Here is a 17356-nt window from a genome sequence, read left to right as displayed (position 1 = left end):
CGTTATACAGCGCCCGATCGATCCCCGCCCCGCCCGTGATGGTGTCAGAGCCGGAACCGCCGACCAGAAGGTCGGCCGCATCGCCGCCCGTCAGGATGTCGTCGCCGTCTTCGCCATAGAGGCTCGAACCCACCGTATAGGTCGAGACATAGGCGTGGTTCGGAATCGAGACGTGCAGGGTGTAGGTCCCGCCCGCGGGGGGTGGTCCACTGGTGAAGCCGCCGCCGCTCGGATTGCTCAGCCATTGGGCGACCTGGACGTAATAGGTGCCGGCGGCGGCGAAAGTGAAGGTCAGGCCCGAGTCGGTCGAAGAGCCGCTGCTGTCGCCGGGCGAGGCATCGTCATTGTTCGCCAGTTCCGCGCCTGCGGCGTTGAAGACGCGCAAGGTGGTGTCGAAGCTCGCGCCGTCGATGTCGAACGTCACCGACGCGCCGGCCGTGACGGTGAAGGCGTAATATTCGACGCCGCCGTGGGTCGTGGCCGCGATGGTGGCGTGAGGGACGGTGGTCGAGTTGACGATGGTCGCATCGCTCAACAGATCGAAGCCGCCGTCGATCGACACCGCCGTGGCGATGCTGGCGTTGACCGTGCCTGACGCCTTGACGATGTTCGGCGCGCCGCCGGCCAAGCCGCCCGCGCCCGCGATCAGGGTGTCGTTTCCACCACCACCGCGCATGGAGTCGATGCCGCCGTTGCCGCGCAGGACATTGTCGGCATCGTTGCCGGTCAGGACGTCGCGGCTCGTCGAACCGTTGACGTTCTCGATGCTCGACAGCGTGTCGGAACCGTGACCGCCCGACGCTTGGCCGGTGGACAGGTTCACATTGACGCCCAGGGGCGCCCCCGAATAGTCGGCGGTGTCGATCCCGGCTCCGCCGTTCAGCGTATCGCCGCCGGCGGCGCCGATCAGCACATCGTTGCCGTCGCCGCCGTTCAGCACGTCATCGCCCGAACCGCCGTCCAGGGTGTCGTCGCCGCCCAGGCCGTTCAGGGTGTCATTACCGCCCAGACCGCTGAGCGAATCGGCGAAGGCGGTGCCGTCGATGGTGTTGGGACCGGCGTCGCCGCTGATGGTCACGCCGCCCGTGACCGGCGCGGTCGGCGCCGTCACCGTCTGGTCGGCGAATTGCAGGAATTCGCAGTTCAGCACCGTGTCCGTGCCGTCCGGGCCGGCCACGGTCGCCGTCGTGCCGTTCCAGGTGATGGTGTAGGCGGCGCGGTTGCCGCTGAACACGGCGGTGTCGGAACCCAGGCCGCCGTCGATGGTGTCGTTGCCCGCGCCGCCGCGCAGCAGGTTGGCCGAGCCGTTGCCGCGGATGGTGTCGTTGCCCGAGCCGCCGATGGCGTTCTCGATCACCACGCCCATGGCGATGGCCACATTGCCCGTCAGGGCGCCGACGCTGGAGAAGGCGCCCTGGCGCAGGTCGATGGTCTGATTCTGGGTGTAGCCCGAGAAGTCGAAGGTGTCGGTTCCGCCCGCGTCCCAGACGGCGAAGATCAGCACCGAACCGATGCCGGTCGCGCTGTACCACTGCTGGCCGGCGTTGGAGTTGAAGCCGTAGGTGGTGTCGCCCGTACGGGTCGTCATATTGGGACCGTACAGACGCTGGACGGCGACGATGTCGTCCAGCAACGGCACGGCGGAATAGGAGCCGTTATGGCTGGCGCCCGTGTTGGAGGCGCTGAAATAGCTCATCACCGTGTATTGGCGGCTGTCTTCGTAATACTCGGCATTGGCGGCGTAGGTGATGCTGACGCCCTCGCCAGCGTTATAGGCGCCGGGGTGCCGCAGACCGATGGCGTGGCCGATCTCGTGCGTCAGGGTCTGATAGCCGTAACCCAGATAGGTCGGGTTGCTGTTGTTCCCCTGACCGGAGTTGACCCAGACGTCGCCGCTGACCGAGGAGGTCGCCGTATTGCCCGCGCCATAGGCGAAGGCCGCCGCGCCGGCGGCGCCGGCGCCGTAGTTGCCGAACAACATGGTGGAGTTGTTGGAATAGCCGTCGCCGTCATCCACCCGAGTGAAGGTGATGTTGGCCACATCGGACCAGGCGGCCAGGGCCGACAGGGTGGCGGTGATCTGCTGCGCCGAGAAGCGGCTGAACAGGCTCGTGTCGTCCGGCATGGTGGTCGGCGCCGTCGACCGGAACGAGAAGGTGACGTTGGCGGCCGTGCCGCCCCCCGCGCCCCACGGCGAACCCGAGCGGGTGATGTAGGCGCCGGCCTGGGTCGGATCGAACGAGGTCTTGCCGTTGGGCTGGACCGCGCCGCCGCCGCGATCATCCGCGTCCAGCCAGTATTCGGCGACCACGCCGGTCTCGACCACCGTCGGCGCGTGGAAGCCGCCGCAGCAGCCGCAGACGGCATAGGAGGACACGTCGCCGAAGAAGCGATTGTCCAGCGTCGCGTCCGGGTTCTTGGCGGCCTCGAAACCGACTTCGCCGAAGGCGCGACGGCCCAGAATCTCTGCGTCAAACATGGATTGCCCCACTCTCGATAAGGATTTCGCCGCAAGATGACCGCCGACATGCAAAGTGGCAAGCGTGACAAGCGAACGCCGTCACGTCTTCTCGCGTGGCGCGTGCGGTCGCGGAATTTCGCCATGCCCGTCGGGAAAACGCGATGTTGAGAAGATCGACCGGTCTGATATGGCGAAGTCGCCTCTAAGGGACGCGCGGATCTTGATGAAGATACTGAAACGACGGCGGGTGTCCGACGATCCCGTCAAACGTCTGCTGACCGAAGCCGACCGTGCGCGCGACGCGGGTCGGCACGCGGACGCCGCGCCCGCCTATGCCGCCGCCCTGGAGCTGGCGCCCGACCTAGCCCCAATCTGGGTCCAGTACGCCCATATGCTGAAAGACATCGGCCGAGCGGATGAGGCGGTCGAGGCCTATCGCCGCGCCACGCAGTTGAACCCCGATGATCCCGATCCCTTCTACCATCTGGCCCATCTGCTGAAGCGGCTGCGTCGGTTCGAGGACGCGGCCGAAGCCTTTCTGAGCGCGCTGGAGCTGAACCCCGGCCAAGGGTCGGCGATCGCCGAGCTGACCACTCTGGCCGGTCGAGGAATCGCGATCGACGAGGCGCGCCTGGCCAAGGTCCTGCCGCGCCTGCGCCGCCCCGTGCACACGCCGCGGCGGGCCGACAGCCTGGGCGATCTGAAAGGCCGGATGCACAGCCTCCTGGCCCGGTCTCGGGCGGCCAAGACGGCCGAGGCGCAAGGCCTGATCCAGGCGCTGGCGGCCGGCGTCGATGCGGCCGAGCGGCTGGAGAGCCTGGAGGCCGAGGCCGCCGGAGCGGCCACCCATGTCGTCTTCGACGTGTCCGACCTGTTGGGCTATTTCGACAACGCCCGTCTGCCGACCGGCATCCAGCGGGTGCAGATCGAGGTCATCACCGCGCTTTTGACCGAACCCACACCTGGGCTGGAGGTGCGGATCTGCGGCTTCACCAGCGGGCGCGACGTTTGGGTCGAGGTGCCGCAGGAGGTCTTCCTGTCCCTGGCCGAACTGGCCCTGGTCAGCGGCGAACTGAACGACCCGGTGTGGGAAAGCGCCCTGTATGATCTGAAGCTGCTCTTGGCCATGTCGCCGGCCCTGGCCTTTCCGCGCGGGGCCTATCTGATCAACCTGGGCACGTCGTGGTGGCTGCAGAACTATTTCCTGCACGTACGCCGCGCCCGGGCGGCCTATGGGGTACGCTACATCCCCTTCATCCACGACCTGATCCCGATCATGACGCCCGAGCATTGCGTCAAGCGGCTGACCCAGGACTTCATCAGTTGGGCCTCGGGCGTCTTCGCCCACGCCGACCGCTATCTGACCAATTCCGAGGCGTCCAAGCGCGACTTTCTGGCGGTGGCGAAAAGGCTGAACGCTCAGGTCGATCCCGACGACGTCCACGTCGTCCGCCTGGACGCCGACTTCCGCAAGCCCGCCGCCGATGCGCCCATGGCCGAGAGCCTGGCCCGCTACGGCCTGACCGAGAACGGCTTCGTGCTGTTCGTCTCGACCATCGAGTCGCGCAAGAACCACCTGGCCGCCTTCGCCGCCTGGATCGAGCTGGCGCGCAAACACGGCGTCGAGACCCTGCCCACCTTGGTCTGCGTCGGCAATCGCGGCTGGCTGAACGACGCGGTCTTCACCAAGGCGGCTTCCGACCCGGTGCTGCGTGAAAAGGTGATGATGATCTCGGGCGTGTCGGACCCCGACCTGGCCAATCTGTACCGCGCCTGCCGCTTCACCCTCTATCCCAGCACCTATGAGGGCTGGGGCCTGCCGGTGACGGAATCGCTCTGCTACGGCAAGGCGGCGCTGCTGTCGGACAGTTCGTCCTTGCCCGAGGCCGGCGGCGACCACGTGGTCTATTTTCCGGTCGGCGACCAGGAGGCCCTGGTGCGCGAACTGGACCGGCTGATGTTCGACGACGCCTGGCGCGCCGAGGTCGAGACCAAGGCCCGCGCCTTCCGGCCCCGGCCGTGGCGCACCCTGGGGCTGGAGATCGCCGATCAGGTGCGGGCGTGGGCCGCCGCCGACACGACCGCGGGCGCCGCCGAGGCCCGCCCCCTGGCGCCCGCCCTGGCCGAGCCGGGCCGGTACTATTGGATGCGGCGGATCGTCGAGACCAGCATCGCCCCCGGCATGACGGCGACCGAGATCTTCCGTATCGGCGACGGCTGGTGGCAGCCGGACGACTGGGGCGTGTGGACCAAGGCCCAGGGCGGAACCCTGGCCGTGACCCTGCCCGCCGACCTCGGCCCGGCCCGCCTGTATCTGGGTCTCAGGGGGCTGCATGAGACGGCGCTGAAATACACCCTCTCCATCGCCGGTTCGGCGATCGAGACGCGCGTGCTGGAGACGGGCGGCGAGCAATGGCTGTCGCTGGTCGTCGGTTCGGATCAGGCGCCGCACGGCGTGCTGCGCATCGACATCAAGGGCGACAAGGTCGAGGACTTCTCGGTCGCCACCAAGGGCGCCGATCCCCGCGTGGCCGGGGTCGGTCTGATCGGCTTCATGGTCTGCGCCGAGGACGACGCCGTCGCCCGCGCCGACATGGTGGACGCCATCACCTTCGGGACCCTGTCCGACCTGGCCGATCGCTATCTGTCCAAGGCCTGAGACCGGACGATTGCTCCGGCGGCGTTTCTCGGCTTACTTCCGCCCCCAGGGAGAGGAACCGCCACATGACCGACGCCGGCACGCCCGCATCAACGGGCAAGCGCATTGAATTCACGCCCAGGGCCATCGTCCTGGGCTGTTTGCTGGCGGTGGTCTTCACCGCGGCCAACACCTATCTGGGCCTGCGGGTCGGCCTGACCTTCGCCTCGGCCATTCCGGCGGCGGTCATCTCCATGGCCCTGCTCAGGGCGTTCCGCTCCTCGACCATCTGGGAGAATATGACGGTCCAGACCGTCGCCTCGGTCGGCGGCGCGATGAGTTCCATCATCTTCGTCCTGCCGGGCCTGATCATGATCGGCTGGTGGCGCGAGTTTCCGATCTGGGAATCGATGATCATCTGCGTCCTGGGCGGCGTTCTGGGCGTGACCTTCTCCATCCCGTTGCGCCGCGCCCTGGTGGTCAACGGCGGCCTGCCCTATCCCGAGGGCGTCGCCGCCGCCGAGGTGCTGAAGGTCGGCTCACCTGGCGCGGACCAGGATGAAGCCGCCGTCCGCGAAAACAAGATCGGCCTGGGCGTCGTTCTGGTCACCTCCATCATCTCGGCGGTCTACGCCTGGCTGGCGGCGGCCAAGGTGTTCGCGGGCGAGGCGGCTCGGTTCATCAAGCTTCCGGCCTCGTTGGGCGGCGGCGCGACGGGCATGGGCCTGGGGATGCAGTTCGCCCTATTGGGCGCGGGCCATCTGATCGGCCTGACCGTGGGCCTGGCCCAGTTGTTCGGTCTGATGATCGCCTGGCTGATCGCCGTGCCGATCATGACCTCGCCCGACTATGTCGCCTGGACCAGCGGCCTGGGCCTGGAGTCGGTCGCCGGCACCCTGGCCGCCGGAATTCCGGCCGAGGAGCTGGCCATCGGCGTGTGGCGCAACGAAGTGCGTTTCATGGGCGCGGGCGTGATCGGCGTGGCCGCCGTCTGGACCCTGCTGAAACTGGCCGGGCCGTTGATCGGCGGCCTGACCTCGGCCCTGGCCGCCCAGGCCCGGCGCAAGTCGGGCGAGGTGCTGGACCGTACGGAAATGGACATTCCGATCACCCTGGTCGGCATCCTTTCGCTGGTCTGCCTGGTCGGCATCGCCGGCGTCCTGACCGCCTTCGCCCAGGCGTCTCCGGCCCTGGCCGGTTCGACCGCCGTGCTGGTTGCGGGCGGGGTCATCTATGTGGTGCTGATCGGTTTCGCGGTGGCCGCCATCTGCGGCTACATGGCCGGTCTGCTCGGCTCGTCGAACAGCCCGGTGTCGGGCGTCGGCATCCTGGCCGTCGTCATCGCCTCGGTGTTCATGCTGGGCGTCATGGCCGCCGCGGGCGCCCCGGCCGACCCGGCCTTCGTCGCCTACGCCCTGATCATCACCGCCATCGTCTTCGCCGTGGCCGTCATCGCCAACGACAACCTGCAAGACCTCAAGACCGGCCAGTTGGTCGCGGCCACCCCGTGGCGGCAGCAGGCGGCCCTGATCATCGGCGTCATCGCCGGCGCCATCGTCATTCCTTTCGTGCTGAACGCCCTGAACAAGGCCTTCGGCTTCGAGGGCGGGCCGATCGGCATCGCCTCGGAACCGCTGGCCGCGCCGCAAGCCACACTGATCTCGGCCCTGGCGCGCGGCGCCATCAGCGGCGATCTGCGCTGGGACCTGATCGGCGTCGGCGCCCTGATCGGCGTGGCGGTGATCATCCTGGAAATGATCCTGAGCGGCCTGTCCAAGGGCAAGGTCAAGCTGCCGCCGCTGGCCGTCGGCATCGGCTTCTACCTGCCGGCCGCCGTGACCATGATGCTGGTCGTCGGCGCCGTCTGCGGCTGGATCTACGAAAAGGGCGTCGCCCGCAAACCTTACGCCGAAGTCGCCAAACGCATGGGCGTGCTGATGGCCTCGGGCCTGATCGTCGGCGAGAGCCTGTTCGGCGTGTTCAACGCCGGGGTCATCGGCGCGACCGAGAACGAGGCGCCCTTCGCCATCTTCAACCTGGGCGAGACCTGGCCCGACATGCTGGTCGGCCTGATCGCCTTCGCGGTGATCACCGTGGTCATGTACCAGTGGGTGCGCGGCCGCGCGGCCAAGGTTTGAGGCGGCGGGGGATCAGGTCTTGACCCGCGGCGACGGACGCGTCCGCACGGTCGGGCGCGCCCTGATCGGTCTCGCACCCGGCCTGGTCCTGAGCCTGCTGGTCGCGGGTGCGGCGGTCGCCCTGGGCCGTCTTGAGGCCGACCTGTTCGGTCGGGCGTGGATCGAGCCTCTGGTTCTGGCCATCCTGCTGGGCGTGGCCGTGCGCACGGTCTGGACGCCTGGCCCGCGCTGGGTCGCCGGGGTCGCCTTCTGCGCCGGGCCTTTGCTGGAGGCGGGCGTGGCCCTGTTGGGCGCCACGGTCAGCGCCCAGGCCATCGCCGCCGCCGGACTGCCCCTGCTGCTGGCGGTCGTGGTCCTGGTGTTCGGCGCCCTGGCCGGGGGCTATTTCATCGGCCGGGCGGTGGGGCTTTCACCGCGCCTGTCCTTGCTGATCGCGGCGGGCAATGCGGTCTGCGGCAACTCCGCCATCGTCGCCGTGGCGCCGGTCATCAAGGCCGAAGCCAAGGACGTGGCCGCCGCCATCGGCTTCACCGCCGTGCTGGGCGTGGCGGTGGTGCTGTTGCTGCCTTTGGCGGGCGCGGCGCTGAACCTGCGGCCCGAAACCTATGGCGTGGTCGCGGGCCTGACCGTCTATGCGGTGCCCCAGGTGCTGGCCGCCGCCGCGCCCATGGGACCGGTGGCGGTGCAGGTCGGCGCCCTGGTCAAGCTGATGCGGGTGCTGATGCTGGGACCGGTCTGCGTCGTCATGGGCCTGATCGCGCCGCGCCTGAACGACCAGGCCGCCGTCTGGCCGCGCCCGAAGCTGACCCTGAACCGGCTGATCCCCTGGTTCATCGTCGCTTTCCTGCTGTTGATGGGCGCGCGGTCGGCGGGCTGGATCAGCGCCGACGCCGCCGCCCGCATCGGGCCGATCGTCACGGCCATGACCGTCACGGCCATGGCGGCGCTGGGCCTGGGCGTCGATCCGCGCGCCCTGTTCCGCGCCGGACCGCGCGTGGCGGCGGCGGCCAGCCTGTCGATCCTGGCCCTGGCCGCGACGGCGATCATGCTGGCGATGCTGTTGACCTGAAGCCGAGGCCGCGCTGGCCTTTCGGCGCGCGGACCTGTATGAGGCGCGGCCTTCCCCGCAATCACGCCCTGTCCTCGCGGCCCGATCCGTTCCGGCCGCCCTGTCCGCGATACCGAAATGAACCTGCGCAACGTCGCCATCATCGCCCACGTCGACCACGGCAAGACGACCCTGGTCGACCAGCTTCTGGCCCAGTCCGGCGTGTTCCGCGCCAATGAGGCGACGACCGAGCGCGCCATGGACTCCAACGATCAGGAGCGCGAGCGCGGCATCACCATCCTGGCCAAGGCGACCTCGGTCGTGTGGAAGGACACGCGCATCAACATCATCGACACGCCCGGCCACGCCGACTTCGGCGGCGAGGTGGAGCGCATCCTGGGCATGGTGGACGGCTGCGTCCTGCTGGTCGATGCCGAGGAAGGCGTCATGCCGCAGACCAAATTCGTGCTGACCAAGGCGCTGAAGATGGGCCTGCGCCCCATCCTGTGCATCAACAAGGTCGACCGCGCCCACGCCGACCCGGATCGGGTGCACCTGGAGACCATCGACCTGTTCTCGGCCATCGGCGCCACGGACGAGCAGTTGGACTTCCCGCACATCTACGCTTCGGGCCGCAGCGGCTGGGCGACGCTGGACCTGAACCAGCCGTCCGACACCCTGGCCCCGCTGTTCGACCTGATCGTCAGCCACGTGCCGGCGCCGAAGCAGCAGAGCGATGTCGAGAAACCGTTCCAAATGCTGAACGTTCTGATCGAATCCGACCCCTTCCTGGGCCGCCTGCTGACCGGCCGGATCGAGAGCGGCAAGGCCGTGCCCGGCATGGCGATCAAGGCCCTGTCGCGCGACGGCAAGCAGATCGAACAAGGCCGCATCACCAAGGTGCTGGCCTTCCGCGGCCTGAAGCGCCAACCGGTCGATGAGGGCGCCGAGGCGGGCGACATCGTCGCCATCGCCGGCATGTCAAAGGCCACCGTGGCCGACACCCTGTGCGCGCTGGAGCTGACCGAGGCGCTTCCCGCGCAACCGATCGATCCGCCGACCATCTCCATGACCGTCTCGGTCAACGACAGCCCCCTGGCGGGCCGCGAAGGCGACAAGGTGCAGAGCCGCGTCATCCGCGACCGCCTGCTGAAAGAGGCCGAGGCCAACGTCGCCATCCGCATCACCGAGACCCCGGGCGCCGACGCCTTCGACGTGGCGGGCCGCGGCGAACTGCAACTGGGCGTTCTGATCGAGAACATGCGCCGCGAGGGCTTCGAGGTCTCCATCAGCCGCCCGCGCGTGGTGTTCCAGACCGGCGAGGACGGCGAGCGTCTGGAGCCGATCGAAGAGGTCGTCATCGACGTCGACGACGAACACACCGGCGTGGTCATCGAGAAACTGTCGGCCCGCAAGGCCGAACTGAAGGACATGGGTCCCTCGGGCGCGGGCAAGACCCGCATCACCCTGGCCTGCCCGTCGCGCTCGCTGATCGGCTATCAGGGCGAGTTCCTGACCGACACGCGCGGCTCGGGCGTGCTGAACCGCGTCTTCTCGCACTACGAACCCTATAAGGGCGCCATCGAGGGCCGCCTGAAGGGCGTGCTGGTCTCGAACTCGGACGGCGACACGGCGGCCTACGCCCTGTGGAACCTGGAAGAGCGCGGCGTCATGTTCGTCGGCGCCGGCGAAAAGACCTATCAGGGCATGATCATCGGCGAGAACTCGAGATCAGACGACCTGGACGTCAACCCGATCAAGGGCAAGCAACTGACCAACGTCCGCGCCTCGGGCAAGGACGAGGCGGTGCGCCTGACCCCGCCGCGCATCATGAGCCTGGAACAGGCCATCGCCTATATCGAGAGCGACGAACTGGTCGAGGTCACGCCCAAGTCGATCCGCCTGCGCAAACAGGTGCTGAACCCGTCGTTCCGCAAGAAGCGCGTTCGCGAGGACTGACGCCCGTCAGCCGCGCCTCAGCATGCCGCGCCAGCCGCCGCTGGTCAGCAGGGCCACGTCCAGCAGGGCCAGGGCCAGAGGCGTGGACGGCGGCGCGGCGATGAAGCGCGGCCGCCAGTCCGGGCTGAATTTGGCCTTATAGGCCCTCAGGCCCGAGAAGCCGTAAACCGCCTCGCCCTCGTCGAAGACCAGGGCGCCGACGCGTGCGAACACCGGCGCCAGACGCCGGTCCTCCAGCCCCGCCAACGGCGCCAGACCCAGGTCCAGCACGGCCCACCCCTGGTCCCGCGCCCACTGGATCGTGCGCACGAACAGATAGTCCATCACCCCCTGCGGCGCGTCGGGCGCATGGCGCATCAGGTCCACGGCCAGGCCGTCACTGGGTCGAGCGCCGGGCATCAGATTGGCGAAGGCGGCCACCCGCCCCTGGACCCGCACCACCGCCAACGGCATGAGGTCGAGATAGGCCGGGTCGAACCGGCCCAGGGAGAAGGCCTTTTCGGTTCCCCGGTGCGCCTGAAGCCAGGCGTCGGACACGGCCTTCAATTCGTTCGCCAAGGACAGGGCCGATCCGGGCGGCAGAACCTCGAACGTCGCGCCCTCGCGCTCGGCCCGGTTGACGGCGGTGCGCAGGTTCTGGCGGGCCTTGCCCTCCAGGCTGAAGGCGGCCGTATCGACCGCCGCCGTCTCGCCGATCTTGCGCAGCGCCAGACCCAGGGTGGCCAGATCGGCCAGCAGCCCCTCGCCCACCGAATAGAAGACCGGCGCGGCGCCGTAGCCGTCGGCCGCCTCGGCGAAGGCCCATAACAGGTCGCGGCGCTCCTCGACCGCTCCGGCCGGCTCGCCCATGACGATCCAGCGTCGGCCGATGACGCGATAGGCCAAAAAGCTGCGGCCCGACGGACTGAACATCAGCGCCTTGTCGCCCAGCGCCGCCAGCCAGGCTTCCGGTTCGGCGCGATCGGCTTGTCGCAGGGCGTCGATGGCGCGGGCCACGTCCTCGGGTCCGGCCGAACGGTGGCGTCGGGCGCCGGGCGCCGCGAACAGGGACCGGCCCGCGATCAGCAGGGTCAACAGAGCCAGAACGGCCGCGGCGCGCAGAAAGCCCGAGGCTTGGCGATCCGTCAGGAAAGTCCACCACAGTTCGTCCTGATAGGCCACGTCGCGATAGGCGAAGAAGCCCAGCCACAGACTGGCCGCCACCACCGCCGCCACCAGCAACATCCAACTGGGCCGCAGCGGCTCGCTCAGCCGCGACGAGCGGTTGAAGGCGGCCCGGCACGGCGCCAGCAGGGCGGCGACCACGGCCAGCTCTATGGCCTCTTCCCAGTCCAGCCCCTTCAGCAACGACAGGGCCGCGCCGCCGATCAGCACGATCAGGGCCGCCCAATAGGCGCCGCGCCGCCGCCGCCACAGGCCCGCCGACAGGGCCAAAAGCAGAAAGCCCGCCACGCTGGCCGCGAAATGCGACAGGTCGATCAGGATCGGGTGCAGCGCCCGATCCAGAACCGCCAAGCGGCTGGAAAAGGCCGGAGTCGCGGCCGAGGCCAGGACCACCGCCCCGGCCATGAAACAGGCCACGGCGAACACCTGGGGCGTCAGCTCGAAGGCCAGGCCCGCCAATCGTCTCGTCAGACCTGGAGATCGTTTCGCCGTCACGCGCGCGATCCTAGTCCGCCCCGCCTCCGGCCGAAAGCCGAACCGATCAGCCGGACCCCGACATCGCGCGTTTCGTTTGCCGATGCGTTCGTTCGGGCTGGCGGGATGCGTTCGGCGCGGTATGGTCCCGTCCGCGCCCGCTGGGGGCGTGAAGACCGTTCCGAGATCGCGAGATGACCCGCACCGCCGCCTTCGCCGCCCTGGCCGTCTTGGCCCTGGCCGTTCCCGCCCACGCCGCCGTCGCCCAGACCGCGACCGCCGAGGCCCCGCCCCCGCCGATCAGCCTGGAGCCGGGCGCGCCCGTGAAAGGCAAGGACGGCGCCGTCCTGGGCCACCTTCAGGACGTTCAGGTCAACGCCGCCGGGGCGCAGGAGCTGCTGGTGCGCGGCGCCGACCGCCGTCTGCGGGCCGTGCCCCTGAACGGCATCCGCCAAGACGGGGCGGGCGTCGCCGTGGACTGGACGATGGCCGACTTCATGGCCGCGACGCCCATCGAGGAGACCCGCCGGGCTCCCGCCCCGGCTCCGGCTCCCACGCCCCAGGGCTGATCTCCTGGTTCCGTAAAAGCAAAAAGGGCGGTCCAGCGACCGCCCTTTTCCCGTTCAACCGACGCGCGGTCAGCGGCGCTTCATCAGGCCGACCAGATACAACAGGATGACGGCGCCGATCGTGGCGATGACGATCGACGTCACGAACGAATTGATGATCACGGGAAACCCCGTGAAACCGGCGAGCCAGCCGCCGATGACGGCGCCCAAGATCCCCACGATCAGATTGGCGATAAGACCGTGGCTGCGGCCCATGATCTTTTCCGCCAACCATCCGGCCACGACGCCGATGATGATCCAGGCGATGATCCCCATTCCATCCATAGACGATTCCCTTCCTGCTCAGAGGCCGTGTCGGCCTGCCGCATTAATGCACGGCCCCGCGCGCGGTTGCGTCACGAATAACGCCGTCACTCCCTCGTCGCGTGAGTTCGGCACGTCCCTTGAACCTGTCCAGGCGAGCCGTTCCGTTTCGGGACAGTCCGTAAGAACAAGGGGTATGGGATCATGGCCACCGACATCGACCTTCACCTGGGCCGCCGCCTGCGCCGCCGGCGCCGCCTGCTGGGCCTGACCCAGCAGCAGTTGGCCATGCAGGTCGGCATCCGCTTCCAGCAGATCCAGAAGTATGAGTGCGGCGCCAACCGCATCTCGGCCGCGCGCCTGTGGCAGTTGGCCGAGGCGCTGGAGACGCCGGTGAACTATTTCTACGACGGCCTGGCCGAGGCCATGGAGCGCCAGGAGACCGCCAACGGCGCCAATGGCGAGATGTTCTCCCGCAAGGAGACGCTGGACCTGATCCAGGCCTATTACCAACTGGGCGAGCGTCCGCGCCGCCGCCTGCTGGACCTGGCCAAGTCGCTGCACGCCGAGGGCGACGCGCCGACCGCGGCCTGAGCCGTGTTTCCTTCGTGACTTGTCGGCGGGGCGTGAGTATGCCCGCCGGCGATGACCGAGCTTGAAGCCTTCGCCGTCGAACTGGCCGCCGTCGCCGCCGCCGTCACTGTGCCTGTATTCCGGGGCGCGTGCGAGACCGAGAACAAGGCCGGAGCGGGCGGGTTCGACCCCGTCACCCAGGCCGACCGCGACGCCGAGGCGGCGATGCGAAAGCGGATCGCCGAACGCTATCCGCATCACGGCGTCATCGGCGAGGAGTACGGCCAGGACCGGCCCGAGGCCGAGCACGTCTGGGTGCTGGACCCCATCGACGGGACCCGCGCCTTCATCGCCGGCCTGCCGCTGTGGACCACATTGATCGGCCTGAACCGCGAAGGCCGGCCGACCGTCGGCGCCATCTCCCAACCCTATATCGGCGAACTGTTCCTAGGCGGACCTTCGGGCGCGCGGATGCTGGCGCGCGGTCAGGATCAGGCCATCGCCTGCCGCCCCTGCCCGAACCTGAACGACGCGATCATCGCCACCACCGACCCGGACATCTTCACCGGCGCCGAGCGGGGCGCCTGGACCCAGGTGCGGGCGGCGGCGCGGCTGGCCCGACTGGGCTGCGACGCCTATGCCTACGCCATGCTGGCCTCGGGTCGGATCGACCTGGTGGCCGAAAGCGCGCTGAAGGTCTGGGACTGGTCGGCCCTGGTTCCGGTGATCGAGGCGGCGGGCGGCCGGGTCGTCAACTGGCGCGGCGCGGCGCCGGACGACGGCGGCCAGATCCTGGCCGTCGGCGACGCGGCCCTGATCTACCAGGCCCTGGTGACGCTGAGGCGTGCCGCCGTCTAAGGGGCGGTCGGGTCGACCAGCAACGGATCCAGGATGTCGCGCATCCGCGCCTCCACCTGATCCAAGGCCAGGGGTTCGGCGCCGACCGGGCGCAGCACGAACAGGCTCTTTCGCGCCGGGGCGCGCACGGCGAAGAATTCGGCCAGGCGCGCCTGGATCAGACGCTCGGCGTCACGGTCGCGAACCAGGCCGTGGCGGGCGAACAGGGCCTCCCACCACTGCGGTGCGGCCCAGACCAGATGGCCGTGCGCCGGCCAACCCTGGGCGTCGCAGTGCAACTGGGTCCAGAACACGTCCGGCCCGGCCTCGCGCCAGGCGGGCAGATACTGCTGGAACACCTGACCGAAGACGTCGTCTTCGCCGAACATCGGCGAGTTCACATAGGCGAAGCCCTGCGGCCCGATCAGTCGGGCGATCCGCGCCACATAGGCGTCCAGGTCCAGCGGGTTCAGATGCTCCAATATGTCCATGGCCAGGAAGGCGTCGAAGCCCTCCGGCGGCAGATCGAGCGTCAACAGATCGCCGAAGCGGATGCGGTGATAGATCGACGGATGGGCGACCAGGAAGGCGCGGTGGCTGATCTCGACGCCCGTGACCGCGACCCCCGCGTCATCCAGCAGCTTCAGCACTGAGCCGGCGAAACAGCCCAGCTCCAGCACGCTTCCGGCGCCCAAACAGCGGACCACCGCCGCCGTCACCCGCTTGTCCAGGTCGATGACCGGATGCCAGGCGACGAAGCTGTCGTAATAGCGGTGCTCGACGATCATCCGCTCCATCAGGCGCAGACCCTCGGCGTCGCGCGCCTCGTAGATCAGGCTGTCGCCCCCGCCCTTGCGATAGCGTTCGGGCATCAGCGTCGAAAGATCGGGCAGTTTGACTGCATAGGCGTCCGGCGCGCGGGCGCGGAACTCGTCCGAGCCGATCAGATGCCGGGTCACGCCCGCGACCCCCGTCGTCTCCAGAAGCTGGACGTAAGCCGCCATCTGGTCGCCCGGCGCGCGGCCCAGCAGGCTGTCGAACAGGGCGGCGACGACGGATTCGGGGTTCAGGTCGACGGTCGGCGGCGCCGGCGCGGAGCTGACTTTCGCGGGCCTTCGCCGACGTAGCGGGCTGATCACGGCGCGACGGGCGCGATGTGGGGGGCAAGGCCCAGGTCGTCCGCCGCAACCGTCGTGGCGGCCAAGGGCGGAGCGGGCGTCGCGCCAGGCGCGACCGGCGACAGGTCCTCGACCGGCGACACATAGTCGCCCATGGCGTCGAACTCGGTCAGGAAGACCGCGCGCATGTCGTCGGTCTCCATGATGACCTCATGCTTGGCCCCGGCGACCTCGACATAGCGGCCGCGGCCCAGCCGTTTGGCGGCCCAGCGGCTGGTCTGTTTCCACACCCGGTCGTCGTCGCCCGCCTGGACGATGCAGACCGGAATGCGCACCGATTTCAGCGCCTTGGGTTTCAACGCCCGTTCACCGGCGTCGATGGCGAAGGCCAGCCAGCCCCAGGTCGGGCCGCCGACGGCCAGGTGCGGGCAGGCGTACAGTTGCTGACGCCACAGTTCGTAGCGGGTCTCGTCGGACGTCAGGGCGTCCTTTTCAAAGGTGTGGTCGAACGGGTCGTCCGGGTCGTCCAGAACATAGTCGCCCCCCTTGCCGTGACGCAGGTTCCAGCGCACCGCCAGCTTGACCGACCACATCGACCGCTTGCCGGTGCGGATCTTCAGCATCGGGCTGGACAGGACCGCGCCCGAGAAGCGGCTTTCGCCGGCCTCCAGCGTCAAGAGGTTCAGCACCCCGCCCATCGAATGGCCGACCATGATCCAGGGCTTGGGCGCACGGGTCTCGAAGGCGTCCAGCAGGCGGGCGTAGTCGTCCAGGAACTCCTCGACCGCGCGGGCGTGGCCTTTCAGCCGATCCGGCAGCAGACGGGCCGACAGGCCCTGGCCGCGCCAGTCGTGGGCCAGCACGCACCAGCCGCGCGCCAGGAAATTGCCGATCAGCTCGAAATATTTTTCTATCGGCTCGGTGCGGCCGGGCGACAGCACCACCGTGCCGCGCGGCTTTTGCGCCACCAGGGTCGACGGCGTCCACAAGGCCGCGCGCAGGCGCAAGCCCCCGGCGCCCCGGAACCAGTCCCCCTGACCGCCGGGCGGGGCGGAGGCTCCGGGCACGCCCATCAAGGGGGCGTTGGCGGCGAAGGCGGCGGCTCGGTTCACTCAGGCTTCCTGAATTTCAAGGTCATGCGGTCGCTTTCACCGATCGCATCATATTTGGCCCGGTCGAACGCCGGATTCGGCGGCTGGCCCTGCGGCGCGGATAGGCGCACCGGCGGCAGGGTTTCGACGCCGAAGGGATGATCCTTGCTATCCCTTTCATTCGCGTTGATTTCCGAAGCCGCGACGAAAACAAATCCGGCCTCGGCGGCCAGTTGTTTGACGAACGCTTCCTGGACGTATCCGTTCGCCGCCGCCGGGTCCTGGTCGTCTTCCGGCGCCAGGCGGTGTTGTTCGATCCCCAGCACCCCGCCGGGACGCAACGCCGCGAAGGCGTCCTCAAAGCCCTTTTCGACCAGGCCGGACGCCATCCAGGAATGCAGCGTCCGCAGGAACAGAACCATGTCCGCCGTCCCCGCCGGGGCGATAGGACCGGTCAGGGTTCCGAAAGCGGTGAATTCGATGTCGCCATACAGTTTGCGGTCGGCGGTGAACCGTTCCTGGAAGGCAGCGTTCAGGGCGGCCTGGGCCGGATCGGAGCCGGGACCCGAGGCGAACAGGGCGGCGATGTATTTGCCGTCTCCCTTGGCCAGATAGGGGGCCAGAATCTCGGTGTACCAGCCGCTGCCGGGCCAGACCTCGACCACCGTCATGCGCGGCTGCAGGCCGAAGAAGCGCAGGGTCTCCAGCGGATGACGGAAGGCGTCGCGCGGCCGGTCTTTCGAGCGCCACGGCCCGGCCACGGCCCATTCCAGCGAACCCGGCGGCGGTCCCTGAGGCGTTTCAGGCGTCGGCGCGACCGCCTTTTTCTCGCGGTTGCAGGCGGACAGGCTCATCAGGCCGCAGGCCGCGGCGCCCGCCAGCAGGCCGCGACGCGACGCGCCCCGTCCTCTGTCCGCGCTGAATTCAGCCATGCAAAACCCTCGCCCAGCGCCCGCCGTCCGCCTGGGCCGCAACCGGTCGAA

At 68.9% G+C, this 17356-nt stretch carries 13 protein-coding genes; 7 read left to right on the top strand and 6 right to left on the bottom strand.

Annotation, left to right across the window (positions count from 1 at the left end; all coding sequences use genetic code 11):
- Positions 1–2479: M10 family metallopeptidase C-terminal domain-containing protein (locus tag V7D63_RS07880; RefSeq protein ID WP_333591719.1), on the bottom strand; the 2479-nt coding region annotated here is incomplete at its 3' end.
- A 205-nt stretch (positions 2480–2684) separates the two neighbouring features.
- Here V7D63_RS07880 and V7D63_RS07875 point away from each other — a divergent pair.
- The 4 genes from V7D63_RS07875 to typA all read left to right on the top strand — a co-directional run bounded on the left by V7D63_RS07875 (position 2685) and on the right by typA (position 10244).
- Positions 2685–5120 (top strand): glycosyltransferase, encoded by a 2436-nt coding sequence (locus V7D63_RS07875; protein ID WP_333591718.1) that lies wholly within the window; start codon positions 2685–2687, stop codon positions 5118–5120.
- A gap of 65 nt (positions 5121–5185) precedes the next feature.
- Positions 5186–7237 carry an OPT family oligopeptide transporter gene (locus V7D63_RS07870; RefSeq protein ID WP_333591717.1) on the top strand — a complete coding sequence of 684 codons (2052 nt, stop codon included), beginning with the start codon at positions 5186–5188 and terminating at the stop codon, positions 7235–7237.
- Positions 7238–7256: 19 nt separating this feature from the next.
- A complete protein-coding gene (locus V7D63_RS07865; RefSeq protein ID WP_333591716.1) occupies positions 7257–8306 on the top strand; it encodes a YeiH family protein in 1050 nt (349 codons plus the stop codon).
- 117 nt (positions 8307–8423) lie between these two features.
- Positions 8424–10244, top strand: coding sequence for a translational GTPase TypA (typA, locus tag V7D63_RS07860; protein WP_333591715.1), 1821 nt, complete (start codon positions 8424–8426; stop codon positions 10242–10244).
- Positions 10245–10250: 6 nt separating this feature from the next.
- On the opposite strand, the gene V7D63_RS07855 is transcribed toward typA, so the two are convergent.
- Entirely contained in the window at positions 10251–11867 is a 1617-nt protein-coding gene (locus tag V7D63_RS07855) for a phosphatidylglycerol lysyltransferase domain-containing protein (protein ID WP_333591714.1), read from the bottom strand.
- A 209-nt stretch (positions 11868–12076) separates the two neighbouring features.
- Between V7D63_RS07855 and V7D63_RS07850 the strand changes: the two genes are divergently transcribed.
- Entirely contained in the window at positions 12077–12451 is a 375-nt protein-coding gene (locus V7D63_RS07850) for a superoxide dismutase (RefSeq protein ID WP_333591713.1), read from the top strand.
- Positions 12452–12520: 69 nt separating this feature from the next.
- Here V7D63_RS07850 and V7D63_RS07845 read toward each other — a convergent pair whose 3' ends face one another.
- Positions 12521–12766: a GlsB/YeaQ/YmgE family stress response membrane protein gene (locus V7D63_RS07845; protein WP_333591712.1), complete on the bottom strand. Its 246-nt coding sequence runs from the start codon at positions 12764–12766 to the stop codon at positions 12521–12523.
- A 192-nt stretch (positions 12767–12958) separates the two neighbouring features.
- On the opposite strand from V7D63_RS07845, the gene V7D63_RS07840 reads away from it, so the two are divergent.
- Positions 12959–13348 carry a helix-turn-helix domain-containing protein gene (locus V7D63_RS07840; RefSeq protein WP_333591711.1) on the top strand — a complete coding sequence of 130 codons (390 nt, stop codon included), beginning with the start codon at positions 12959–12961 and terminating at the stop codon, positions 13346–13348.
- A 51-nt stretch (positions 13349–13399) separates the two neighbouring features.
- The gene (gene hisN / locus V7D63_RS07835; RefSeq protein ID WP_333591710.1) at positions 13400–14185 is read left to right on the top strand and encodes a histidinol-phosphatase; all 786 of its coding nucleotides are present in this window, start codon (positions 13400–13402) and stop codon (positions 14183–14185) included.
- On the opposite strand, the gene V7D63_RS07830 is transcribed toward hisN, so the two are convergent.
- The 3 genes from V7D63_RS07830 to V7D63_RS07820 are packed head-to-tail and all read right to left on the bottom strand — an operon-like array spanning position 14182 to position 17305.
- Positions 14182–15303 (bottom strand): class I SAM-dependent methyltransferase, encoded by a 1122-nt coding sequence (locus tag V7D63_RS07830; RefSeq protein ID WP_333591709.1) that lies wholly within the window; start codon positions 15301–15303, stop codon positions 14182–14184. The genes hisN and V7D63_RS07830 overlap by 4 nt on opposite strands.
- Entirely contained in the window at positions 15300–16394 is a 1095-nt protein-coding gene (locus V7D63_RS07825; protein WP_333591708.1) for an alpha/beta hydrolase, read from the bottom strand. Before V7D63_RS07825 ends, V7D63_RS07830 begins: the two co-directional genes overlap by 4 nt.
- The gene (locus V7D63_RS07820) at positions 16391–17305 is read right to left on the bottom strand and encodes a class I SAM-dependent methyltransferase (protein ID WP_333591707.1); all 915 of its coding nucleotides are present in this window, start codon (positions 17303–17305) and stop codon (positions 16391–16393) included. Before V7D63_RS07820 ends, V7D63_RS07825 begins: the two co-directional genes overlap by 4 nt.
- Positions 17306–17356 lie beyond the last annotated feature (51 nt).

The sequence above is a fragment of the Brevundimonas sp. genome, assembly GCF_036732845.1.
GTDB lineage: Bacteria > Pseudomonadota > Alphaproteobacteria > Caulobacterales > Caulobacteraceae > Brevundimonas.
This window is presented reverse-complemented; position numbering and strand designations above follow the sequence as displayed.